The sequence below is a fragment of the Bizionia gelidisalsuginis genome (assembly GCF_008086185.1).
GTDB classification, from domain to species: Bacteria; Bacteroidota; Bacteroidia; order Flavobacteriales; family Flavobacteriaceae; genus Bizionia; species Bizionia saleffrena.
The window spans coordinates 87940-104881 of sequence record NZ_VSKN01000006.1 but is presented as its reverse complement, the minus strand read 5'-3'; the positions used below and the strand labels follow the sequence as shown (position 1 = coordinate 104881).

The 16942-nt window shown below is 34.7% G+C and carries 15 protein-coding genes; 5 read left to right on the top strand and 10 right to left on the bottom strand.

Annotated features, from left to right (window positions below):
• Nucleotides 1–2: 2 nt before the first annotated feature.
• Nucleotides 3–2120, bottom strand: a complete 2118-nt coding sequence (recQ, locus tag ES677_RS06375) for a DNA helicase RecQ (RefSeq protein ID WP_148368880.1) — start codon at nt 2118–2120, stop codon at nt 3–5.
• A gap of 142 nt (nt 2121–2262) precedes the next feature.
• On the bottom strand, nt 2263–3084 hold the full coding sequence (locus ES677_RS06370) for a DUF1853 family protein (RefSeq protein WP_148368881.1): 822 nt from the start codon (nt 3082–3084) through the stop codon (nt 2263–2265).
• A 91-nt stretch (nt 3085–3175) separates the two neighbouring features.
• Between ES677_RS06370 and ES677_RS06365 the strand changes: the two genes are divergently transcribed.
• The 4 genes from ES677_RS06365 (at nt 3176) to ES677_RS06350 (ending at nt 7845) form a co-directional block, all read left to right on the top strand.
• Complete coding sequence (locus ES677_RS06365; RefSeq protein ID WP_148368882.1) at nt 3176–4729, top strand: DEAD/DEAH box helicase; 1554 nt, start codon at nt 3176–3178, stop codon at nt 4727–4729.
• Between the two features lie 72 nt (nt 4730–4801).
• Nucleotides 4802–5920 carry a DEAD/DEAH box helicase gene (locus tag ES677_RS06360; protein ID WP_148368883.1) on the top strand — a complete coding sequence of 373 codons (1119 nt, stop codon included), beginning with the start codon at nt 4802–4804 and terminating at the stop codon, nt 5918–5920.
• Between the two features lie 33 nt (nt 5921–5953).
• Nucleotides 5954–6457, top strand: a complete 504-nt coding sequence (locus ES677_RS06355; RefSeq protein ID WP_148380782.1) for a hypothetical protein — start codon at nt 5954–5956, stop codon at nt 6455–6457.
• Nucleotides 6454–7845 (top strand): T9SS type A sorting domain-containing protein, encoded by a 1392-nt coding sequence (locus ES677_RS06350; RefSeq protein ID WP_148380781.1) that lies wholly within the window; start codon nt 6454–6456, stop codon nt 7843–7845. The genes ES677_RS06355 and ES677_RS06350 overlap by 4 nt, the downstream gene beginning before the upstream one ends.
• Nucleotides 7846–8006: 161 nt before the next feature.
• Here the strand turns inward: ES677_RS06350 and hpf are convergent, their stop codons facing one another.
• From hpf to ES677_RS06335, 3 genes are all read right to left on the bottom strand, one after another.
• The gene (gene hpf / locus ES677_RS06345) at nt 8007–8306 is read right to left on the bottom strand and encodes a ribosome hibernation-promoting factor, HPF/YfiA family (RefSeq protein WP_148368886.1); all 300 of its coding nucleotides are present in this window, start codon (nt 8304–8306) and stop codon (nt 8007–8009) included.
• 175 nt (nt 8307–8481) lie between these two features.
• Nucleotides 8482–8667 (bottom strand): CsbD family protein, encoded by a 186-nt coding sequence (locus tag ES677_RS06340; RefSeq protein WP_148368887.1) that lies wholly within the window; start codon nt 8665–8667, stop codon nt 8482–8484.
• An 886-nt stretch (nt 8668–9553) separates the two neighbouring features.
• Nucleotides 9554–10489, bottom strand: coding sequence for a hypothetical protein (locus ES677_RS06335; protein ID WP_148368888.1), 936 nt, complete (start codon nt 10487–10489; stop codon nt 9554–9556).
• Between the two features lie 463 nt (nt 10490–10952).
• Between ES677_RS06335 and ES677_RS06330 the strand changes: the two genes are divergently transcribed.
• Entirely contained in the window at nt 10953–11927 is a 975-nt protein-coding gene (locus tag ES677_RS06330) for a sterol desaturase family protein (protein WP_148368889.1), read from the top strand.
• Nucleotides 11928–12685: 758 nt separating this feature from the next.
• On the opposite strand, the gene ES677_RS06325 is transcribed toward ES677_RS06330, so the two are convergent.
• The 5 genes from ES677_RS06325 to ES677_RS06305 form a co-directional block, all read right to left on the bottom strand.
• Nucleotides 12686–12877, bottom strand: coding sequence for a cold-shock protein (locus ES677_RS06325; RefSeq protein WP_148368890.1), 192 nt, complete (start codon nt 12875–12877; stop codon nt 12686–12688).
• A gap of 241 nt (nt 12878–13118) precedes the next feature.
• Nucleotides 13119–13511 carry an OsmC family peroxiredoxin gene (locus tag ES677_RS06320; protein WP_246124388.1) on the bottom strand — a complete coding sequence of 131 codons (393 nt, stop codon included), beginning with the start codon at nt 13509–13511 and terminating at the stop codon, nt 13119–13121.
• A gap of 63 nt (nt 13512–13574) precedes the next feature.
• Nucleotides 13575–14669 carry an alkene reductase gene (locus ES677_RS06315; RefSeq protein ID WP_148380780.1) on the bottom strand — a complete coding sequence of 365 codons (1095 nt, stop codon included), beginning with the start codon at nt 14667–14669 and terminating at the stop codon, nt 13575–13577.
• 126 nt (nt 14670–14795) lie between these two features.
• Nucleotides 14796–15371 (bottom strand): Crp/Fnr family transcriptional regulator, encoded by a 576-nt coding sequence (locus ES677_RS06310; protein ID WP_148368892.1) that lies wholly within the window; start codon nt 15369–15371, stop codon nt 14796–14798.
• A gap of 219 nt (nt 15372–15590) precedes the next feature.
• Complete coding sequence (locus ES677_RS06305) at nt 15591–16790, bottom strand: acyl-CoA dehydrogenase family protein (protein WP_148368894.1); 1200 nt, start codon at nt 16788–16790, stop codon at nt 15591–15593.
• Between the last annotated feature and the right edge of the window lie 152 nt (nt 16791–16942).

Here is a 16942-nt window from a genome sequence, read left to right as displayed (position 1 = left end):
TATTACTCATCCTTATCAATAACACTTAATGCTAAACGGATTTTAAAATAGTCCATTTGCTCATTAAAATAGTCGAAATAATCTTTTAAAGCGTTAGGTGATTCTAATTCTATTTTTGCTTGATGAACGGCTTCAACATCACTTTTTGATACAAAATCGTAAATATTAATATCTTTTCCGTCGGAATATAACTTGGCGATATGAGAATACACTGTGGGTGCTTTTAGTTTTCGCTGAAGTGATATTTCTTCAATAGATAATCCTGTTTTATACAATTCGTAGGTCACTAAATGTGTGTCCGTTTTTTTAGGTTTCTTAATTTTAGAGCCTATAAAATCAAGTATTTCGGCTATAAACTCATCACCATAGACTTCCATTTTTCGCTGTCCGACACCAGAAATGGCTAAAAATTCACTCTCAGACATTGGGCGAACACGTTCCATTTCTTTCAACGTCGCATCGTTAAAAATAAGATAAGCTGGCAGGTTTTCTTCTAGAGAAATACGGTATCGTAACTTTCGTAAACGTTCGAATAAGCTATTGCTATTTACTTTTTTCGAGGCAACGGCTGCTGTTGGAGTTTTCGATTTCTCATTACTATAAACAGGATGCGTTAAGTGTACTTTTAATCCTTTAAAGAGTACTTTCTCTGAAAAATCGGTCAGTTGTAATGCGTTATTTCTATGAAAAGCGATTTCACAAATCCCTTGATTTATCAATTGTATTATGTATTGTTGCCAGTCTTTCCAAGAGATTTCGTGACCAATTCCAAAAGTTTTTACACCATTTAAACCTTTGTCTAAAATATTGGCATTGTTGGCACCACGAAGCACATCTATTATGGTTCCTGTTGCTTCTTTTTGATCCACGCGTGTAATGGTAGATAGAATTTTTTGAGCAATTACGCTACCATCAAAAAACGTTGGCGGGTTTTTACAGACATCGCAGTTACCACAATTATCAGCTAACAATTCACCGAAATAGCTTAATAAAATTTTTCGTCGGCAGGTAGTGGCTTCACTAAACTGCTTCATACGTTCTAATTTTGCAATTTGAACGTCTTCATTAGAAGCTCCAGTAGCAAATTTCCGTAATTGAATAACATCGGCATAACTATGAAACAAGACGGCTTTTGCTTTTAGCCCATCTCGTCCCGAACGTCCAATTTCCTGATAATAGCCTTCAATATTTTTTGGCATATTATGGTGAATTACCCAGCGCACGTTCGATTTATCAATTCCCATCCCAAAAGCAACAGTAGCGCAAACGACTTGCGTTTTATCGAAAATAAAATCTTCTTGTACTCGGGTTCTATCCTCAAAACTCAATCCGGCGTGGTAGCAATCACTATTAATACCGTTATCGTTTAATTTTTTTGCGATTTGCTCTGTGTTTTTTCTACTTAGGCAATACACAATACCCGATTGCCCGGGATGTTTTTTAATAAAAGTGACTATTTGTTTTGCACGAGCATCTGCTGGGCGGACTTCTAACTCTATATTTTTTCTATCGAAAGACGAAATAAATTGCTCTGCTTGTGGCATTTCAAGTTGCTCTACAATATCTTGTCGCGTAGCTTTATCGGCTGTTGCAGTTAACGCAATAATTGGCGTATTCGGTAATTTTTTCTTCAAAAATCCTAATTGCTGGTACGACGGTCTAAAATCGTGACCCCAACTAGAAATACAGTGTGCTTCATCTATGGCGACACAACTAATGTATTTTTCATTCACTAAATTTTCAAGTCCCGAAAGACTTTCAGGAGCGACATATAATAGTTTTATTTCTTTAGTGATTACTTTTTCAATTATGCTTTGTTGCTCTTGCGACGACTGGCTACTATTATAGAAAGACGCCTTAATACCGTTGGCATTTAGGCCATCCACTTGGTCTTTCATTAACGCAATTAACGGTGAAATAACGAGCGTTAATCCTTCTAAAACAACAGCTGGTATTTGGAAACATATCGATTTACCTCCACCCGTTGGCATAATTACAAGCGTGTCCTTTTTTTGTAATACGTTTTGGATAATTTCCTGCTGCTGACCGCGGAAAGTATCGTACCCAAAATAGGTTTTTAAAGCAGAATGTAATTGGTATTGTGAAGCTGTTTCTGTCATAGTCAAGAATTAATCAAAAAGTAATACTGCAAAGTAAAGAAGAATAGTTAAGTTTTCAGGCTTTGATTTTACTTAAATATTTAGAAATACACAGGATTTATACTGATGCACTCTGTTATAAATTAAGGTAAATTCAATTCCTTTACCACGCCACTACAAAACATTTAGTCATTTCCCCATTGGGCTGTTTTAACCATAATAATGGCGCATAGTTTTCATCTTTATAAGTATTTAATTTTGGAAGTATCTGTGCGTAGGTTTGCCAGTTCACGGCGGCTGTGAGGTCTAGCAGCCAGTCGGTTTTTTTAGGACAATAAAATTTACAGTCTTCAAATAACGGCAAATCTTGGTATTTAAAATAAAAGCCATAAACGCAATCTGGGTTTAAATTAGTGAGCGTAATAGAGGCGCCAAGCGGTAAAAATAATTGTGCTTTAAAGTATATTTTTTGTTCAATAGTTTCCACTTGTAACCCTAAACTATCCAGCAATGGCTTGGTTTCAGGAGAATAGAGTAGTGGTAGCTGGTGTGTTTTTAGCTTGTGTAGTTTTTTAGTTAACGTATCGCGGCGCATAGGGCCAATGCAATGGTCTATTTCTGTGGTACCCAAAGACGGGTCGTACAAATAATATTTAAATTGAATTTCTAAATGAATCGGAGTGCCTTCCTCTAAAAACAAGCAATCGAGCTCGCCAATAGTACGTTCTTCATTTTTAATTTGACAATTTTCAGCTAAAATATTAAGATTTGAAATCTGTAACAACTCCGCAGAAACAAAACGCTCCACACGATGTCCTAAACGCACTTTCGGGTTTATTGGCGCATCGAAAACAAAGGTGTTTACGGGGCTTTTAACATAAGGCTCTAAGCCAAAAACGGCTGATTTAAATAGATGTGGTGTATTAAAAAAACCACTAAATTGTTCCTGATAATCGTTTGTTTTGTAAGTCATATGTACAATCAAAAATACAAATTTTAAAATTTTTATGGGATTTATTCGTAAAAAGGCTACAAAACGTTGTATTTTTGCCCATTGTAAAATCGGAATTTATTAGATGTCAGTAACAGCTTTAGAATTAGAAGAACGCACGGAAGGGAAGAATTTATATAGTTACCAAGAAGGGGCTATAAATAAGATTTTCAAATGTTTTGAAGACGCGCCAGAAGATTATCACCTCTTGTATCAATTACCTACTGGTGGTGGTAAAACAGTAATATTTTCTGAGATTGTAAGACAATACTTAAAAAATCATAAAAAGCAAGTTTTGGTGATGACGCACCGAATAGAATTGTGCAAACAAACCTCGAACATGCTTTCTGAGTTTGGGGTGTCTAATAAAGTAATTGATAGTAAAGCCGATTTATCTGATCAAGGTAATTACAATTGTTTTGTGGCGATGGTAGAAACCTTAAACAATAGGTTAACGGATGATAAACTAGATATTTCGGACATTGGTTTGGTTATTATTGATGAGGCGCATTATAACTCCTTTACTAAATTATTTAAGTTTTTCGAAAAATCCTTTATTTTAGGAGTAACAGCAACACCTTTAAGTAGTAATATTAATCTACCAATGAAGGATAACTACAACGAATTAATTGTAGGAGAAACGATTCATTCGTTAATAGAAAATGAATTTCTGGCACGTGCCGAAGTCTTTTCTTATAACGTAGGATTAACCTCTTTGGTTGTTGGAGCTAACGGTGATTATACGGTAAAATCTTCTGAAGATTTATACACCAATACAGACATGTTAACGAAGCTTATTCAAGCTTACGAAGAACGCTGTAAAGGACGAAAAACGTTAATATTTAACAACGGTATTAACACCTCGCTACACGTTTACGACACCTTTAGACGTGCAGGATACCCAGTAGCTCACCTTGATAATAATAACAGTAAAAAAGAACGTAAAGCCATTTTAAAATGGTTTAAAGAAACACCAGATGCGATCCTTACATCGGTGAGTATTTTAACCACAGGATTCGATGAGCCTACGGTAGATTGTATTGTACTAAATAGAGCCACAAAATCACTGACATTATACTACCAAATGATTGGGCGTGGATCGCGTATTTTAAAGAATAAATCTAAATTTACGGTTATTGATTTAGGTAACAATTTACATCGTTTTGGACCTTGGGGAAATGATTTAGATTGGCAAAAAATATTTAGATCGCCAAATTTCTACTTGGATGGTATTTTAAATGATGAAGATTTAGAAGAAAACTTTAGATATGAAATGCCTGAAGCCGTTCGTGCTGAATTTGCAAAATCTGAAGATGTTTATTTCGATGTAAAGAAAAATTATATTGCATCGATTAGAAACGGAGAATCCTCTAAAGTTATTTTAGAACGCTCTATACAACATCATGCAAAAATTTGTATTGAAAACAGTGAAGACTTGTGGGATGCTTTGGCTCTTGCAAAATTATTAGTAGACGATATCGATTTTAGAATTCACCGTTATACCAAATGTATTAGTAAAAGTACCTTTAATTTTGTGGAATGGTTAAAAGACGATTACCGCAAGAAATTAAACTCGTATTTACGTACTAATTTTGATGAAGTTTTTGAAGAAATCAACGGATTTCCGCCTGAAGATTAGTGTTAATTACGCTATTTTACCGTTTTTTATTCTAATCGTTACCAATTATTATTTCTAATTACATTATATATTATGAGTACATTTAAAGATTTAGGAGTTCATAAAAACTACGTCAAATCGTTAAAAGAATTAGGAATTAAAACACCTACCGCTATCCAAGAGCAAGCCATACCTATGTTATTGGCGTCTGCTAAAGATTTTATAGGTTTAGCCCAAACAGGAACGGGAAAAACAGCTGCCTACGGTATACCGGCATTGCATAAAGTAAACCCGAGTTTGGACGCTATTCAGGTATTAATTTTATCGCCAACACGCGAATTGGTTCAGCAAATTAAAAAACAACTCTTTAAATTCACGAAATACAATGATGCACAAGTCTTTGTTGAAGGTGTTTATGGCGGTGAAAAAATAGATATTCAGATTAAAAACCTAAAGCGTACCACACACATAGTGGTAGCAACACCTGGGCGATTAGTCGATTTATTAGATAAAGACTGCATTGATTTAAAACAGATAAAAACCATTGTTTTAGATGAAGCAGACGAAATGCTAAGTATGGGCTTTAAGCAAGATTTAAACACCATTCTTAAGGCGACTTCTGGAACCAGAAATGTCTGGTTATTTTCGGCCACTATGCCCGAAGATTTAAAAGACATCGTAAAACGTTACGTGTCTAAAGATGCGATGCGTATTGAAATAGACAGAGATAGTCTGGTGAACGCGAATATCTCTCATTATGTTGTAGAAACCACTATTGCTAACAAACCTGAAACTTTAATTAGATTACTAGAAGATAGGGAAGAGAAACGCGGTATTGTGTTTTGTAAAACTAAAGCTGGCGCACAAGGATTAAAACAATTACTTCAAAAAGAAGGATTTAATGTAGATGCATTAGAAGGCGATATGACACAAAAAGACCGCGATAAAGTGATGCGTGCGTTTAAGAATACTAATCTTCAGATTTTAATTTCTACCGATGTTTCGGCACGTGGTATTGACGTTGATAATTTAGGTTTTGTTATTCACCATCAATTACCTGAGCATTTAGAATATTACACGCACAGAAGTGGTAGAACTGCACGAGCGGGCAAAAAAGGCGAGTCGATTGCTTTAGTACTTTCAAATGAAATGTCGCAATTAAAAGCTCTAGAAAAAAAGTTAATGATCTCATTTAAAACACTAACTTTATAAACGTTAGCTGTTATTAATTGCCACAGAGAGGTTATGAAGGTGAAAAATCTTATTTGTATTATTTTTAGTCTTCAACTGGGTTGTAAACCTATTGTAACAGCGACTGATCGTTCCACAAGAACAAACAAGAACATTTTAAAAGAAGTACCTCAAGTACCAGATAATTATATTGTAAACGCCAGTTTTAGTATTAAAAAAATCAACTCCAATTATGTGGTTGATTTAGTAGATCTTCAAAAACAAAAAGGCCGTTTAAAGACACCTCATACCGCTACAGTAACACCGTCTAAAAAGCATTTAGTGTGTTCTATTTTAGATAAAAACGATACCGTTTTACAATCGTTTACGCTGCCAGATCCTCTATTGCGAGAGGTAGAATATGTAAACGATACCAATCATTTTATAAAGCGTACGATAGCATTAGATAGCGCAACGTTTACTGCGCGTTTCCCCCTTAAAAAAGCTTCGAAATTTATAAGTATTCACTACGTATTAGAGAATTTAGATGCCCTTCATCTTAAAAAAATAAAACTATGAAAACCATTTTTATAACCTTACTGATTGTTTTTAGTTGCTTTACTATGCAGGCCCAAGTGTTTCCTGTCGAAAATATTTTGGTTAATGGTGCGGTCGATAACCATATTAATTTAGTACTCATTGGCGACGGCTATACAGCTGCCGAAGAGGGTTTATTTATAAGCGATGCTCAAGCCTTTACCACCGGAATTTTTAATCAAACCCCCTTTAAAGAATATAAAAATTTCTTTAATGTGTATGCGATAAAAGTGGCTTCAAACGAAAGTGGCGCAGATCATCCCGGAACGGCAACAGACGTTACCGAGCCTTATCATCCTATTCAAATGGTAGACACCTACTTCGATTCGACTTTTGATAGTTATAATGTACACCGCTTGTTAACCTGTAACAACCTATTGGTAAGTCAAGTGGTATTTGCAAATATTCCGTCGTACGATCAAATTGTGGTGTTAACAAATTCGCCACATTACGGTGGGAGTGGAGGTGCTATTGCAATAGGAACAACGCATTCCAGCGGTTCTGAAATTGCTTTGCACGAAATCGGACATTCGTTTTCGGAATTAAAAGATGAATATTGGGCGGGAGATTATTACGCAGAAGAAGGGATTAACTTAACGCAAAATAACGATCCGACCACCGTAAAATGGAGTAATTGGATGGGTGTAAACGGTATTGGAACGCATCAGCATTGCTGCGGTGACACCTCTGGTACTTGGTATAAACCACACACAACGTGTAAAATGGAAGTTTTAGGAAATGCTTTCTGTTCGGTATGTAGCGATGGTATTATCGAAAAGATTCACGACTATGTTGCGACCATAGAGTCATTTTTACCAGATAATTCAATCACTTTAGAACCCGATACCTATCCGATACCTTTCAATTTAAATGTAATTTATCCAATGCCGAATACGTTAGCGATTAGTTGGCATTTGAATGCAACCACTATTGCAGGAAATACTGATAGTTTACAGCTAGACGAAAATGATTTCGTTATGGGTTCCAATACGCTGACAGCAACTGTAATAGATGATTCTAATTTGCAAGCCATTAATGACCATACTACGATACACGTAAATACAGTAACGTGGACGATAGATAATAACACTTTAGGTATAGATCTTGTTGCTGCTTTTTCGGCGACGACAACACTAAAATTATATCCAAATCCGGCCTCTAAAGCAATTACCATTTCTTTAGAAACTCCTCAAGATGAGTCCGTTGCACTCGCTATTTATGCTTTAGAGGGTAGACTAATAAACAAAACCAATTTTACGTCTAATACAGCATTTGTGTTTCCGGTAAATACACTATCTAGCGGTACTTACGTGTTTACACTAACTACCGAGAACGGAACACGTATTGATAAACGTGTTGTTATTGATTAACGGATAATTATTATAAACGAGAAGCCTTTGAGTGTGTTTATAATATAAACACAGAGGAGATAAAAGGGAGACTCTTATAAAACAGTGGACGTTCGCTATAGATCAAAAAAAAACTACTTTTTTAAAAGTAGTTTTTTTGTTTTATTACGTTTAATTACGACTTAATGTGTTTTCATTTTTCCTTTTCGCTTTTCTAACTGGCGTTCTAATTGGCTAACGGCTTCAGTAACACTCTTATGGTAAGACTCACTATTATCTTCGGCAAATAGGCGAGGGCCAGGAGCACTTAAACGTATCCCAGCTATTTTTCCTGTATTATCAGAAAAGTTTTGAATTTTAAAAAAGACATCGGCGCGTACTATAAACTCATATTTATTAAATAGTTTGTTTAATTTCTCTGTGACAAAAGTTTCTAGTGACTCACTAGGGTTTACTTCATGGTATTCAAAATTTATGTCCATATTATTTGATGTTTAATAGTTAATGATGTTATTAACTAAAGATACTAAAACACTTCGCAATTAGAATCTAATTTAGGAAAAAATTAAGTATTACCAAGGCAAAAAAAAGAGAGCAACCCCGTAGGATCGCTCTCTTTAATAATTAGTGTTTTACGCTAATTGAATAATTGTTAAATTACATATTTTTAATTTCATCAGAGATTTGTTCCTTTGTTTTTCCTGTTTTTTCCTGAAGTTTCCCCATCATTTGGTCAAATTTTCCTTCAGAATAAGTTACATCGTCATCGGTAAGATCTCCGTATTTTTGTTTGAATTTACCCTTAACTTGTTTCCATTTTCCTTCTAATTGATCATTATTCATAATTTTAGATTTTAAGATTAATAATTTGTTCTTATCAAATTTATACTATTTAAGAATGCGCGGTGCGCTCAATCCATTTCTTGATTTGCTTAAATGAAACAATAGCGTTAAATTTTTATTAAAGGAAAGCGTGGACATACCAAAAGGATCAATTACTATAATAATCCTATTTTACATAATATTAATTATAGTACATTTTATAAATAGGTTTATCCTGTGGTTCAAGTTTTTTCAATTACACGATTGTCATAGACTGCCGCAAACGTATAAATAGCCTTAGAGATACAGTCTTTTTTCGGAATTAGAGAAACGCTTTCAATTTTACTGTCAAGCTCTAGATATTACTATTCCAGATGAGATTTCTTTTTTTTCATTTAGAATATTAATTTGGAAGTATTGATTGAGATAATTTATCTAATGCATCTTTATTTAAATAATTGTTATTAAAAAAAACACCGTCTACAGTCTTTAAAGCATTAATATTCTCTAGTGGATTATCAGTTAAATTGTTTTATTCTTTGCTTGTCCGCAAGCGTAGAAAGACTGCATAACGACAACTAGTACTAAAAATATTTTTTCATTTTATAGATGTATTTAAATAAAAAAACAGAAGCTATTTAGAATACAATGTTTCATTTTATTTTTAGTTTTATGGGTTTTTCAGGAGTTTTATGATCACCTTATAAAAAATAAAAAAAATAAGTAAAGATGTGAGTAAAAATAAAGTTTTAGCACTTGTTATATGTAATCATAATTTATCCCCCATCGTAAGTATTGCAGTAATATTACTTTCAGAATTAAATATATGCACTACTATTACATCGCCAAAATAAAAGCTCTCCTTTTAGCTCTGTTTATAAGAAACTGATTAAATATAATTATCCGGTTAATCCAGAGCAATTGTTTCGTTTTCTAAAATCCACTTTCCATTAACTTGCGCACTGCGTGTTACCGTAATTTTATTAGGGCCGGCATTTTTAAAAACGTCGATAAGATTAAGGTTTTTATGGACGGTGGTGTTAATTACAACAGGCCCACTAAGTAAAGCGCCATTGGTAGCATCAAATACATAGAAACTCTTGGTTGTGGGTTTTATATCCCAGAAACCAATCTCGTCTGCACCATCACTATTAAGGTCTTTAAGGTTTTCTAACTGCGATTTGTATGCCCCTTTAATGGTTATAGCCTTAAGGTCTTTATTACTAAAGGTGATTACGCTGTTGCATTCTCCTTTACATACCACCGTATCGCCACTTTGCGCCATGGTTGTCGTTGGAGAGATCACAGTTGCATAGTCCGATAGACCATCGCCATTAAAATCGCCGAACAATTGTCTGTTATTAGTAAAGAAAGCGATATCTGCGCGAGCACTCGGAAAAATAGGAGCATCTAGATCTTTAGAGTTTTCAGCAACACCTTCTCTTAGTATTTGAAAATCACCATTTCTTATCATCATGGAAAGATAAGAGGTGTAATCGGCTTCTATTCCATTGTAACTAACGCGTTTTGTAAACGTAACTAAATAAACTCCAGCCTCTTTGGTAATAGTAAGTGGGTCATTTAAAATACGTTGTGTATAATTCGGAAATTGCTGAAATAACAGTTTCTTATCTTGTTGCACCTGAGTTCTAGTACGCTCTTCTCCGTAATACGTTACAACGGGCATATAATCGCGTTCTAAATACGGTGCCTTTAATGCTGTATGTGATGCGTTCCATTGTTTTAAAAACTCACGCACCTCTTGTTCACTTTTGGGATTGACCTCATTGCAACTAGAGAATAGTAGAACAAGCAGGCAGGACATAAGTGAAAGATACTTCATAAATCTAATAGAATTTTAGCTTAAAATTTGAATGTTAAAGATACATGAATTTTGATGAATTTAGGTTCCAAGTGTGTACATAATACCACTGATTTAAGCATTTCTTTATAATGTGATCTCGTATATATTCTTAGTTAAATAAAATTTGAAATGACCTAAACGCTTTCTCATAACTTCTATTTTTTGAAAATAGAGACACGCAACCCTCTAAATTTGGTTACCATCTTTGTCGTTCTTGTGTTAAGAATAGATGTGTTTGTTAAGAAGTGTCTTTAAGTCTCCTAAAACCATAATTGTTAACACTAACCGGCGCCACAACCCTTTTTTATATAAAATTTTAACGTATTCTAAAGATGAAAGATTTTGTACAGGAGTAGTATTGCATTAAATTAAAGTATATTGCCGAAAATAAATTTTAGAACGGAATTACCGTTACACAAACTCTTATTAAAACTATTACTAAATGGATTTTACAAACCCGTTAGTTTATGGAGTTCCTTGTTTTTTAGGCTTTATCGCAATAGAGCTTATCTACAGCAAAACTTTGGATGACAAACAACTATATAAATGGAAGGATTTATTAACAAGCTTATCACTTGGGTTAGGATCTGCAGTAGTCGCTGCACTAATAAAAACAGTGGCCGTAATATTGGTGTTTAACTTAGCTTACGAATTCTTCAATCCAATAATAGATGGGGTTAGAACGAATATTATGGGCTGGGAGTCCTTTGGGTATGTGTGGTATATTTGGATAATTTGTATGCTTTTAGATGATTACTCCTATTATTGGTTCCACCGTCAAAATCATATGATCCGCTTTTTATGGGCCGCACATATTGTGCATCATTCGTCAGACAATTTTAATTTGGGAACCGCTGTGCGTAACGGTTGGTTTACTATTTTTTATAAACCTTTTTTTTATGTTTGGATCGTAGTAATTGGATTCCCACCAGAAATGCTTGTGGTTTGTATGGGTATTGAAGCGCTATGGCAATTTCAACTGCACACACAATATGTAAAAAAATTGGGGTTTATAGAAAAATTTCTGAATACTCATACTATGCACCAAGTCCACCACGCTCGGAATATTGAATATATGGACAAAAACCACGGGGGAATCCTCAATGTTTTTGATAGGGTTTTTGGAACTTGGAAACAACTCGATGAGTCTATCGCTATAGAATACGGGGTGTCTGTACCTCCAGATTCTTACAATCTATTTGTTGTTTTAACTCACGAATACAAAAACATTTGGGAGGATATGAAAAAATCAAACAACTGGTACCACAAATTTAAATATGTTTTTGGACCACCCGGATGGAGCCATGATGGCAGTACGCTTACTATTAAGCAAATAAGAAGCGAAATGGCAAAGACCTCTGATAGTAGCGTTGTAGATAAAAATAGCGTTGTAGAGATTGCCGAGCCCCAAATGTAAGCTATATCTAAGATCCCTTTACAAAATAGTGAAGCAACGCCTAAAATAGTATTTAAGAGATTTGCTTATAAACTATCTATGCCATCTGTACTTATTGTCCGTTTGCGCCCATTTACGACGTTTAGAAGAATAACACTAAAGTATAGACTTCTTGGGATTCCTTTTTATCACTTTTAAGAGACAGCTAGCCTGCACGCCGTGGGAACTGTTGAGTGTTTTTAAAAAGTTTCTATTTATATAGCATTTTACGCTTTAATGCAACCCGTATTCTTTAAGAATATTTTCTTTTAGTGCTGAATTGTATCTTAGGGTTTTAATTCTTTCTTCCAACTAATACAACCCCATAACTGTTGTGGATCACTTTCGCAAGTGTTGTAGACGTCTTAATTTTCAAACATTTGGAATAGGGAATTTGATGTCATTCTTATTAACCGATAAACCCCTATAACTACGCTCAGGATAAACAAAAGCCGCGGTGTGGTGGTATAAGCAATTCTTTTCTATTTATGACTTGATAAGGAACCTTTCGAATGCGCTTGAGGGGACAAATTTAATACTTTTAAAGGCTGTTTTTATAAACAATTTCACGCTTTAGGTTACTGTAGCACTTACCAAATAAAGTTGCTTAGATACAACAATCTAGAAATGCTTTGCTTCTGTAATTGCTCTATATTTTATTAGTCACATCTTGCTAACATATAAAACCAAAAAAGCCCATCAATAAATTGATAGGCTTTTAAAAAACTTGAAATATATAATTAGATAACTTTTACGTTTACTGCATTTAATCCTTTGTTTCCTTCTTCTAAATCAAATTCAACTTCGTCACCTTCACGAATTTCATCAATTAATCCTGAAATGTGTACAAAATGATCTTTGTCTACTCCTTCTTCAGTGATAAATCCAAATCCTTTGGCATCGTTGAAAAATTTTACTGTTCCTTTACTCATAATAATAATATTGTAATTAATAATTTGATAATAATAATACAAATATAGTGCCAAAATATTTATAAAGCCTCATCGTTTTCATAAAAAATAAATTTATTTTTAGTGGAAGTCAAAATATTAACTCCCAATGCTTTGCGGCTCACATTTAAGTCTTCCTAAATAGTATTTACTTTTCGACCTGCAAAACTATTATTAATACCGCTTCCATCCTGCCCTACTTTAGCTTTGGTCGTAATCGGCGCTATAATAAGCCGTTTTTTAAAGTGACTTTTAATTCGATTTCTGTATTTATCACTTTTGAAATAGGACAAACCTCTTTCGCTTTATGCGCTATCTGCTGAAATCTCTCGGCATCAATTTCTGGCACCTCTCCTTCTAAGTTTAACATAATGTTTGTAATCGCCCCATCAATGAAAGTCACGGTAGCGCTTACGTCTAGCGTTGTTGCTGTAAAATTAGCGCTACTTAATAACACGCTTAATTGCATTGCAAAACAGCTTGCGTTTGCGGCGCCTATTAACTCCTCAGGGTTAGTTCCTTCTTTTCCATCTTCAAAACGGGTGTGAAACGAATAGCGTGCCGTATCTAAAACGTTACTTTTTGTAGTAACCTGACCTTGTCCGTCTTTTCCAATGCCATTTCATACTGCACTTCCTTTTCGTGTAAATTTCATAGGGTCTGTTTTTAGTTACACTCTTTATTCTGAAGCTTTAGGATAATCTGTATATCCTTTTGCTCCTGTGGTGTAAAATGTATCTTCATTCCAAGCTGCTAGATCTAGGTGGTTTGTAAATCGTTCTACCAAATCCGGATTAGAAATATAGGGTTTACCATAAGCGACTAAATCGGCGTAGCCTTCTTCAATTACTTTATTTCCTTTGTCTTGAGTGAATGCTGTATTAATCATTAAAGTTCCGTTATATAGTGGACGGAAATGTTTAGCGATTTCTGTTACAGCATAAGGGATTTCTGAAACATCTGTAAAGGGTTCAGAAAGGTGAACGTAAGCTAAATTATAAGCGTTTAATTTTTTAATAATATATTCAAAAGTCGGAATCGTCTCCGCATCCAGCGTCATTCCGAATAAACCATTTAACGACGGATTAAAACGGGCACCAATTTTTTCCTGCGGAATTACCTCTTTAATCGCATCGAGCACTTCAAAAAAGAAACGCGTTTTGTTCTCTATACTTCCACCATATTCATCGGTTCTTTCATTAGAAGCATTATTGAAGAATTGATGAAATAAATAGCCGTTTGAAGAATGTATTTCAACACCATCAAAACCTGCTTTTACCGCATTTGCTGCCGCATTTTTAAAATCATTAACCGTCTTTTTAATGTCTTCAATGGTCATTTCTTTTGGCGTAACCGTGTCTTTAAAACCTTCTGCAGTAAATGATTGCGCATTCGGGTTTATAGCTGACGCCGACAATGGCAATTCACCATTATGAAAATCGGGATGCGACATTCTACCCACATGCCATAACTGAATAAATATTTTCCCCCCTTTATTATGCACACGCTGGGTTACTTCTTTCCAACCTTCTACTTGCTCATCAGAATAAATACCCGCAGTATGTATATAACCAACGGCTTCTTTAGACACTTGAGAGCCCTCTGTAATAATTAAACCTGCCGATGCGCGTTGCTCGTAATACAAGGCGTGTAGATTGTTAGTTGGCACGTTGCCTTCATTATCGGCTCTACTACGCGTCATAGGTGCCACAACAACTCTGTTGTTTAAGTTAATATTGTTGTTATATGGTGTTAATAAATGTTGTTTGCTCATCTGTTTTTCTTTTGATTTGTTAGTACTAAAATCTAGCCAATGTGTCCGTTCTTTTATAATTTCGAGACGTACAAAGTTACAATTACAAAATGCTAATAAAATTGACGCATATCAATTAAGACTGTTTTAACTTTTTACTTGGCGCCTAACGCGACTTAAGTTTTCTGCCGAAACACCCAGGTAATTTGCAATGTCGTAATTAGGCACTCTGTTTTCAATATTTGGATACGACGCACAGAACTCAGCATAACGGTCTTTTGTATTCTTTTCTAGTGTCGATAAAATGCGTTTACGTTGAGAAATAAAAGCTTGAGTAGTTAAAATTCTAAAGTAGCGCTCAAAAATGGGAGCTTCCTCATAAATCTTTTGAAGATTGTTATAATTAATGGATAATAGCTGTGAATCATCAATAGCTTCAATATATAATTTTGAAGGGACATGATTATAGAAGGCATCAAAATCTCCAACCCACCAATTTTCGACGGCAAATTGAATAATATGCTTATTGCCTTTGTCTCCTATATAATAAGCCTTTAAACACCCTTTTATAACAAAATATTCGTGCTTTATATGTGTGCCAGGCTTGAGTAAAAACTGACCTTTATCGACATTAATTTCATTTAAATAAGAATTAAATAATTGTTTGTCGGTTTCTGTTGGACTAATATGATTATTTATGTGTTTAATAATAGACTGATACATTAGACAAAGATGCGAAAATCAATAGCTTTTTGCAATACTCTTTTTTACGAATGATTTCGTTGTAATTAGATACTATCTAAGACTCTACTTCTTAACACCACATAGTATTGAGTTTTACGGTAATTACTCTTTAAATATTTTTATAGTGTGTTCATTTGCTAATTTAAAGTCTTTGTTCTTTCTTATTTCTACGCAGTGATCTCTGGCTTTACCTAGTAATTACACTTGTTTTTTTATGGCCTTCAAATGTTGAAACAATTCTCTAAATAGCCCGCGGGCTATTAATAGTTTCATAATCTCATTAGTGCCGGCATAAATTCTAGCTACCCTATTATCTGCATACATTCGGGCAATTGGGTAATCCCAGATATAACCATAACCTCCAAATAACTGTAGGCATTCGTCCACTATTTTACTGTGCATTTCGGTTGCAGAATACTTCGCCATTGAAGCGCTTTCCGCCGTAAGTTGATGCTTTGTTAATAACTGTGTACAGCGATCTACAAACGTTTGATGCACTTGTAGTTGTGTAGCACATTCGGCCAATTTAAATTGTGTGTTTTGAAATGCGGCAATAGGCTGCTTAAAAGCGGTTCTTGTAGAGGTATAGTCAATAGTATTTTCAATAGCGCCTTCTGCACCACCAATAGCATTTAGTGCTACTGTTAAACGCTCTCTAGCCAATTCTGTCATCATAATTTTGAAACCACTCCCTTCTTCTCCTAATAAATTTTCTTTTGGCACTTTGACATTATCAAAAAATAACTCGCACGTATCTTGGGCTTTCATCCCAATTTTTTTGAAAGGAATTCCTTTTTCGAAACCGTCATAGGCGCTTTCTATAATTAATAAAGACACGCCTTCTTTCTCTGTTCCAATATTAGTTTTTACAGCAACGATAGCCATATCGCACATATACCCATTGGTGATAAAAGTTTTTTGTCCGTTAACCAAATAATGGTCTCCTTTATCTACCGCATTTGTTTTAATAGCTTTAAGATCACTACCACAATTGGGCTCGGTCATTCCAATGGATGTAATGAGTTTTCCGGTCGCCATTTGAGGTAGATATTTTTGTTTTTGGGCTTCGGTACCATACTTTAAAAGATAGGGCGCCACAATATCTGAATGTAAAGAGAAACCTGGCCCACTGACTCCTTTTTTACCCAATTCTTCAATAAATAAAGCACTAAAGCTGAAATCTAAACCACTACCACCATAGTTCTCTGGCATATCAATGCAAAGCAATCCCAATTTTCCGGCGCGTTCCCAGATATCCCGACTAACCATTCCGTTTTTTTCCCATTCTTCAGTGTGCTCAATAATTTCGTTGTTAATGAAATCCTGAATCATACCTTGCATCATTTTATGCTCTTCTGAGGCGTATATTTCGCGTTCTAATAAAACAGTGTGTAACATATATATGGAGCTTTTAAGTATTGATTATTGTAAACTGTATCACTCGTTCTCGTTTTTATACTTGAAATAAAGCCGACTATTTATTGACATTGGCAGTTCTTATGCGTTAAGTATTCTGCCCAATGTCGTTAAATTTTTAAATACGCAATCCT

Excerpts from the sequence above, each read along its gene's own strand:
- recQ (WP_148368880.1), bottom strand. The coding sequence starts at position 2,120 with ATGACAGAAACAGCTTCACAATACCAATTACATTCTGCTTTAAAAACC.
- ES677_RS06365 (WP_148368882.1), top strand. The coding sequence starts at position 3,176 with ATGTCAGTAACAGCTTTAGAATTAGAAGAACGCACGGAAGGGAAGAAT.
- ES677_RS06360 (WP_148368883.1), top strand. The coding sequence starts at position 4,802 with ATGAGTACATTTAAAGATTTAGGAGTTCATAAAAACTACGTCAAATCG.
- ES677_RS06355 (WP_148380782.1), top strand. The coding sequence starts at position 5,954 with ATGAAGGTGAAAAATCTTATTTGTATTATTTTTAGTCTTCAACTGGGT.
- ES677_RS06350 (WP_148380781.1), top strand. The coding sequence starts at position 6,454 with ATGAAAACCATTTTTATAACCTTACTGATTGTTTTTAGTTGCTTTACT.
- hpf (WP_148368886.1), bottom strand. The coding sequence starts at position 8,306 with ATGGACATAAATTTTGAATACCATGAAGTAAACCCTAGTGAGTCACTA.
- ES677_RS06340 (WP_148368887.1), bottom strand. The coding sequence starts at position 8,667 with ATGAATAATGATCAATTAGAAGGAAAATGGAAACAAGTTAAGGGTAAA.
- ES677_RS06335 (WP_148368888.1), bottom strand. The coding sequence starts at position 10,489 with ATGAAGTATCTTTCACTTATGTCCTGCCTGCTTGTTCTACTATTCTCT.
- ES677_RS06330 (WP_148368889.1), top strand. The coding sequence starts at position 10,953 with ATGGATTTTACAAACCCGTTAGTTTATGGAGTTCCTTGTTTTTTAGGC.
- ES677_RS06325 (WP_148368890.1), bottom strand. The coding sequence starts at position 12,877 with ATGAGTAAAGGAACAGTAAAATTTTTCAACGATGCCAAAGGATTTGGA.
- ES677_RS06315 (WP_148380780.1), bottom strand. The coding sequence starts at position 14,669 with ATGAGCAAACAACATTTATTAACACCATATAACAACAATATTAACTTA.
- ES677_RS06310 (WP_148368892.1), bottom strand. The coding sequence starts at position 15,371 with ATGTATCAGTCTATTATTAAACACATAAATAATCATATTAGTCCAACA.
- ES677_RS06305 (WP_148368894.1), bottom strand. The coding sequence starts at position 16,790 with ATGTTACACACTGTTTTATTAGAACGCGAAATATACGCCTCAGAAGAG.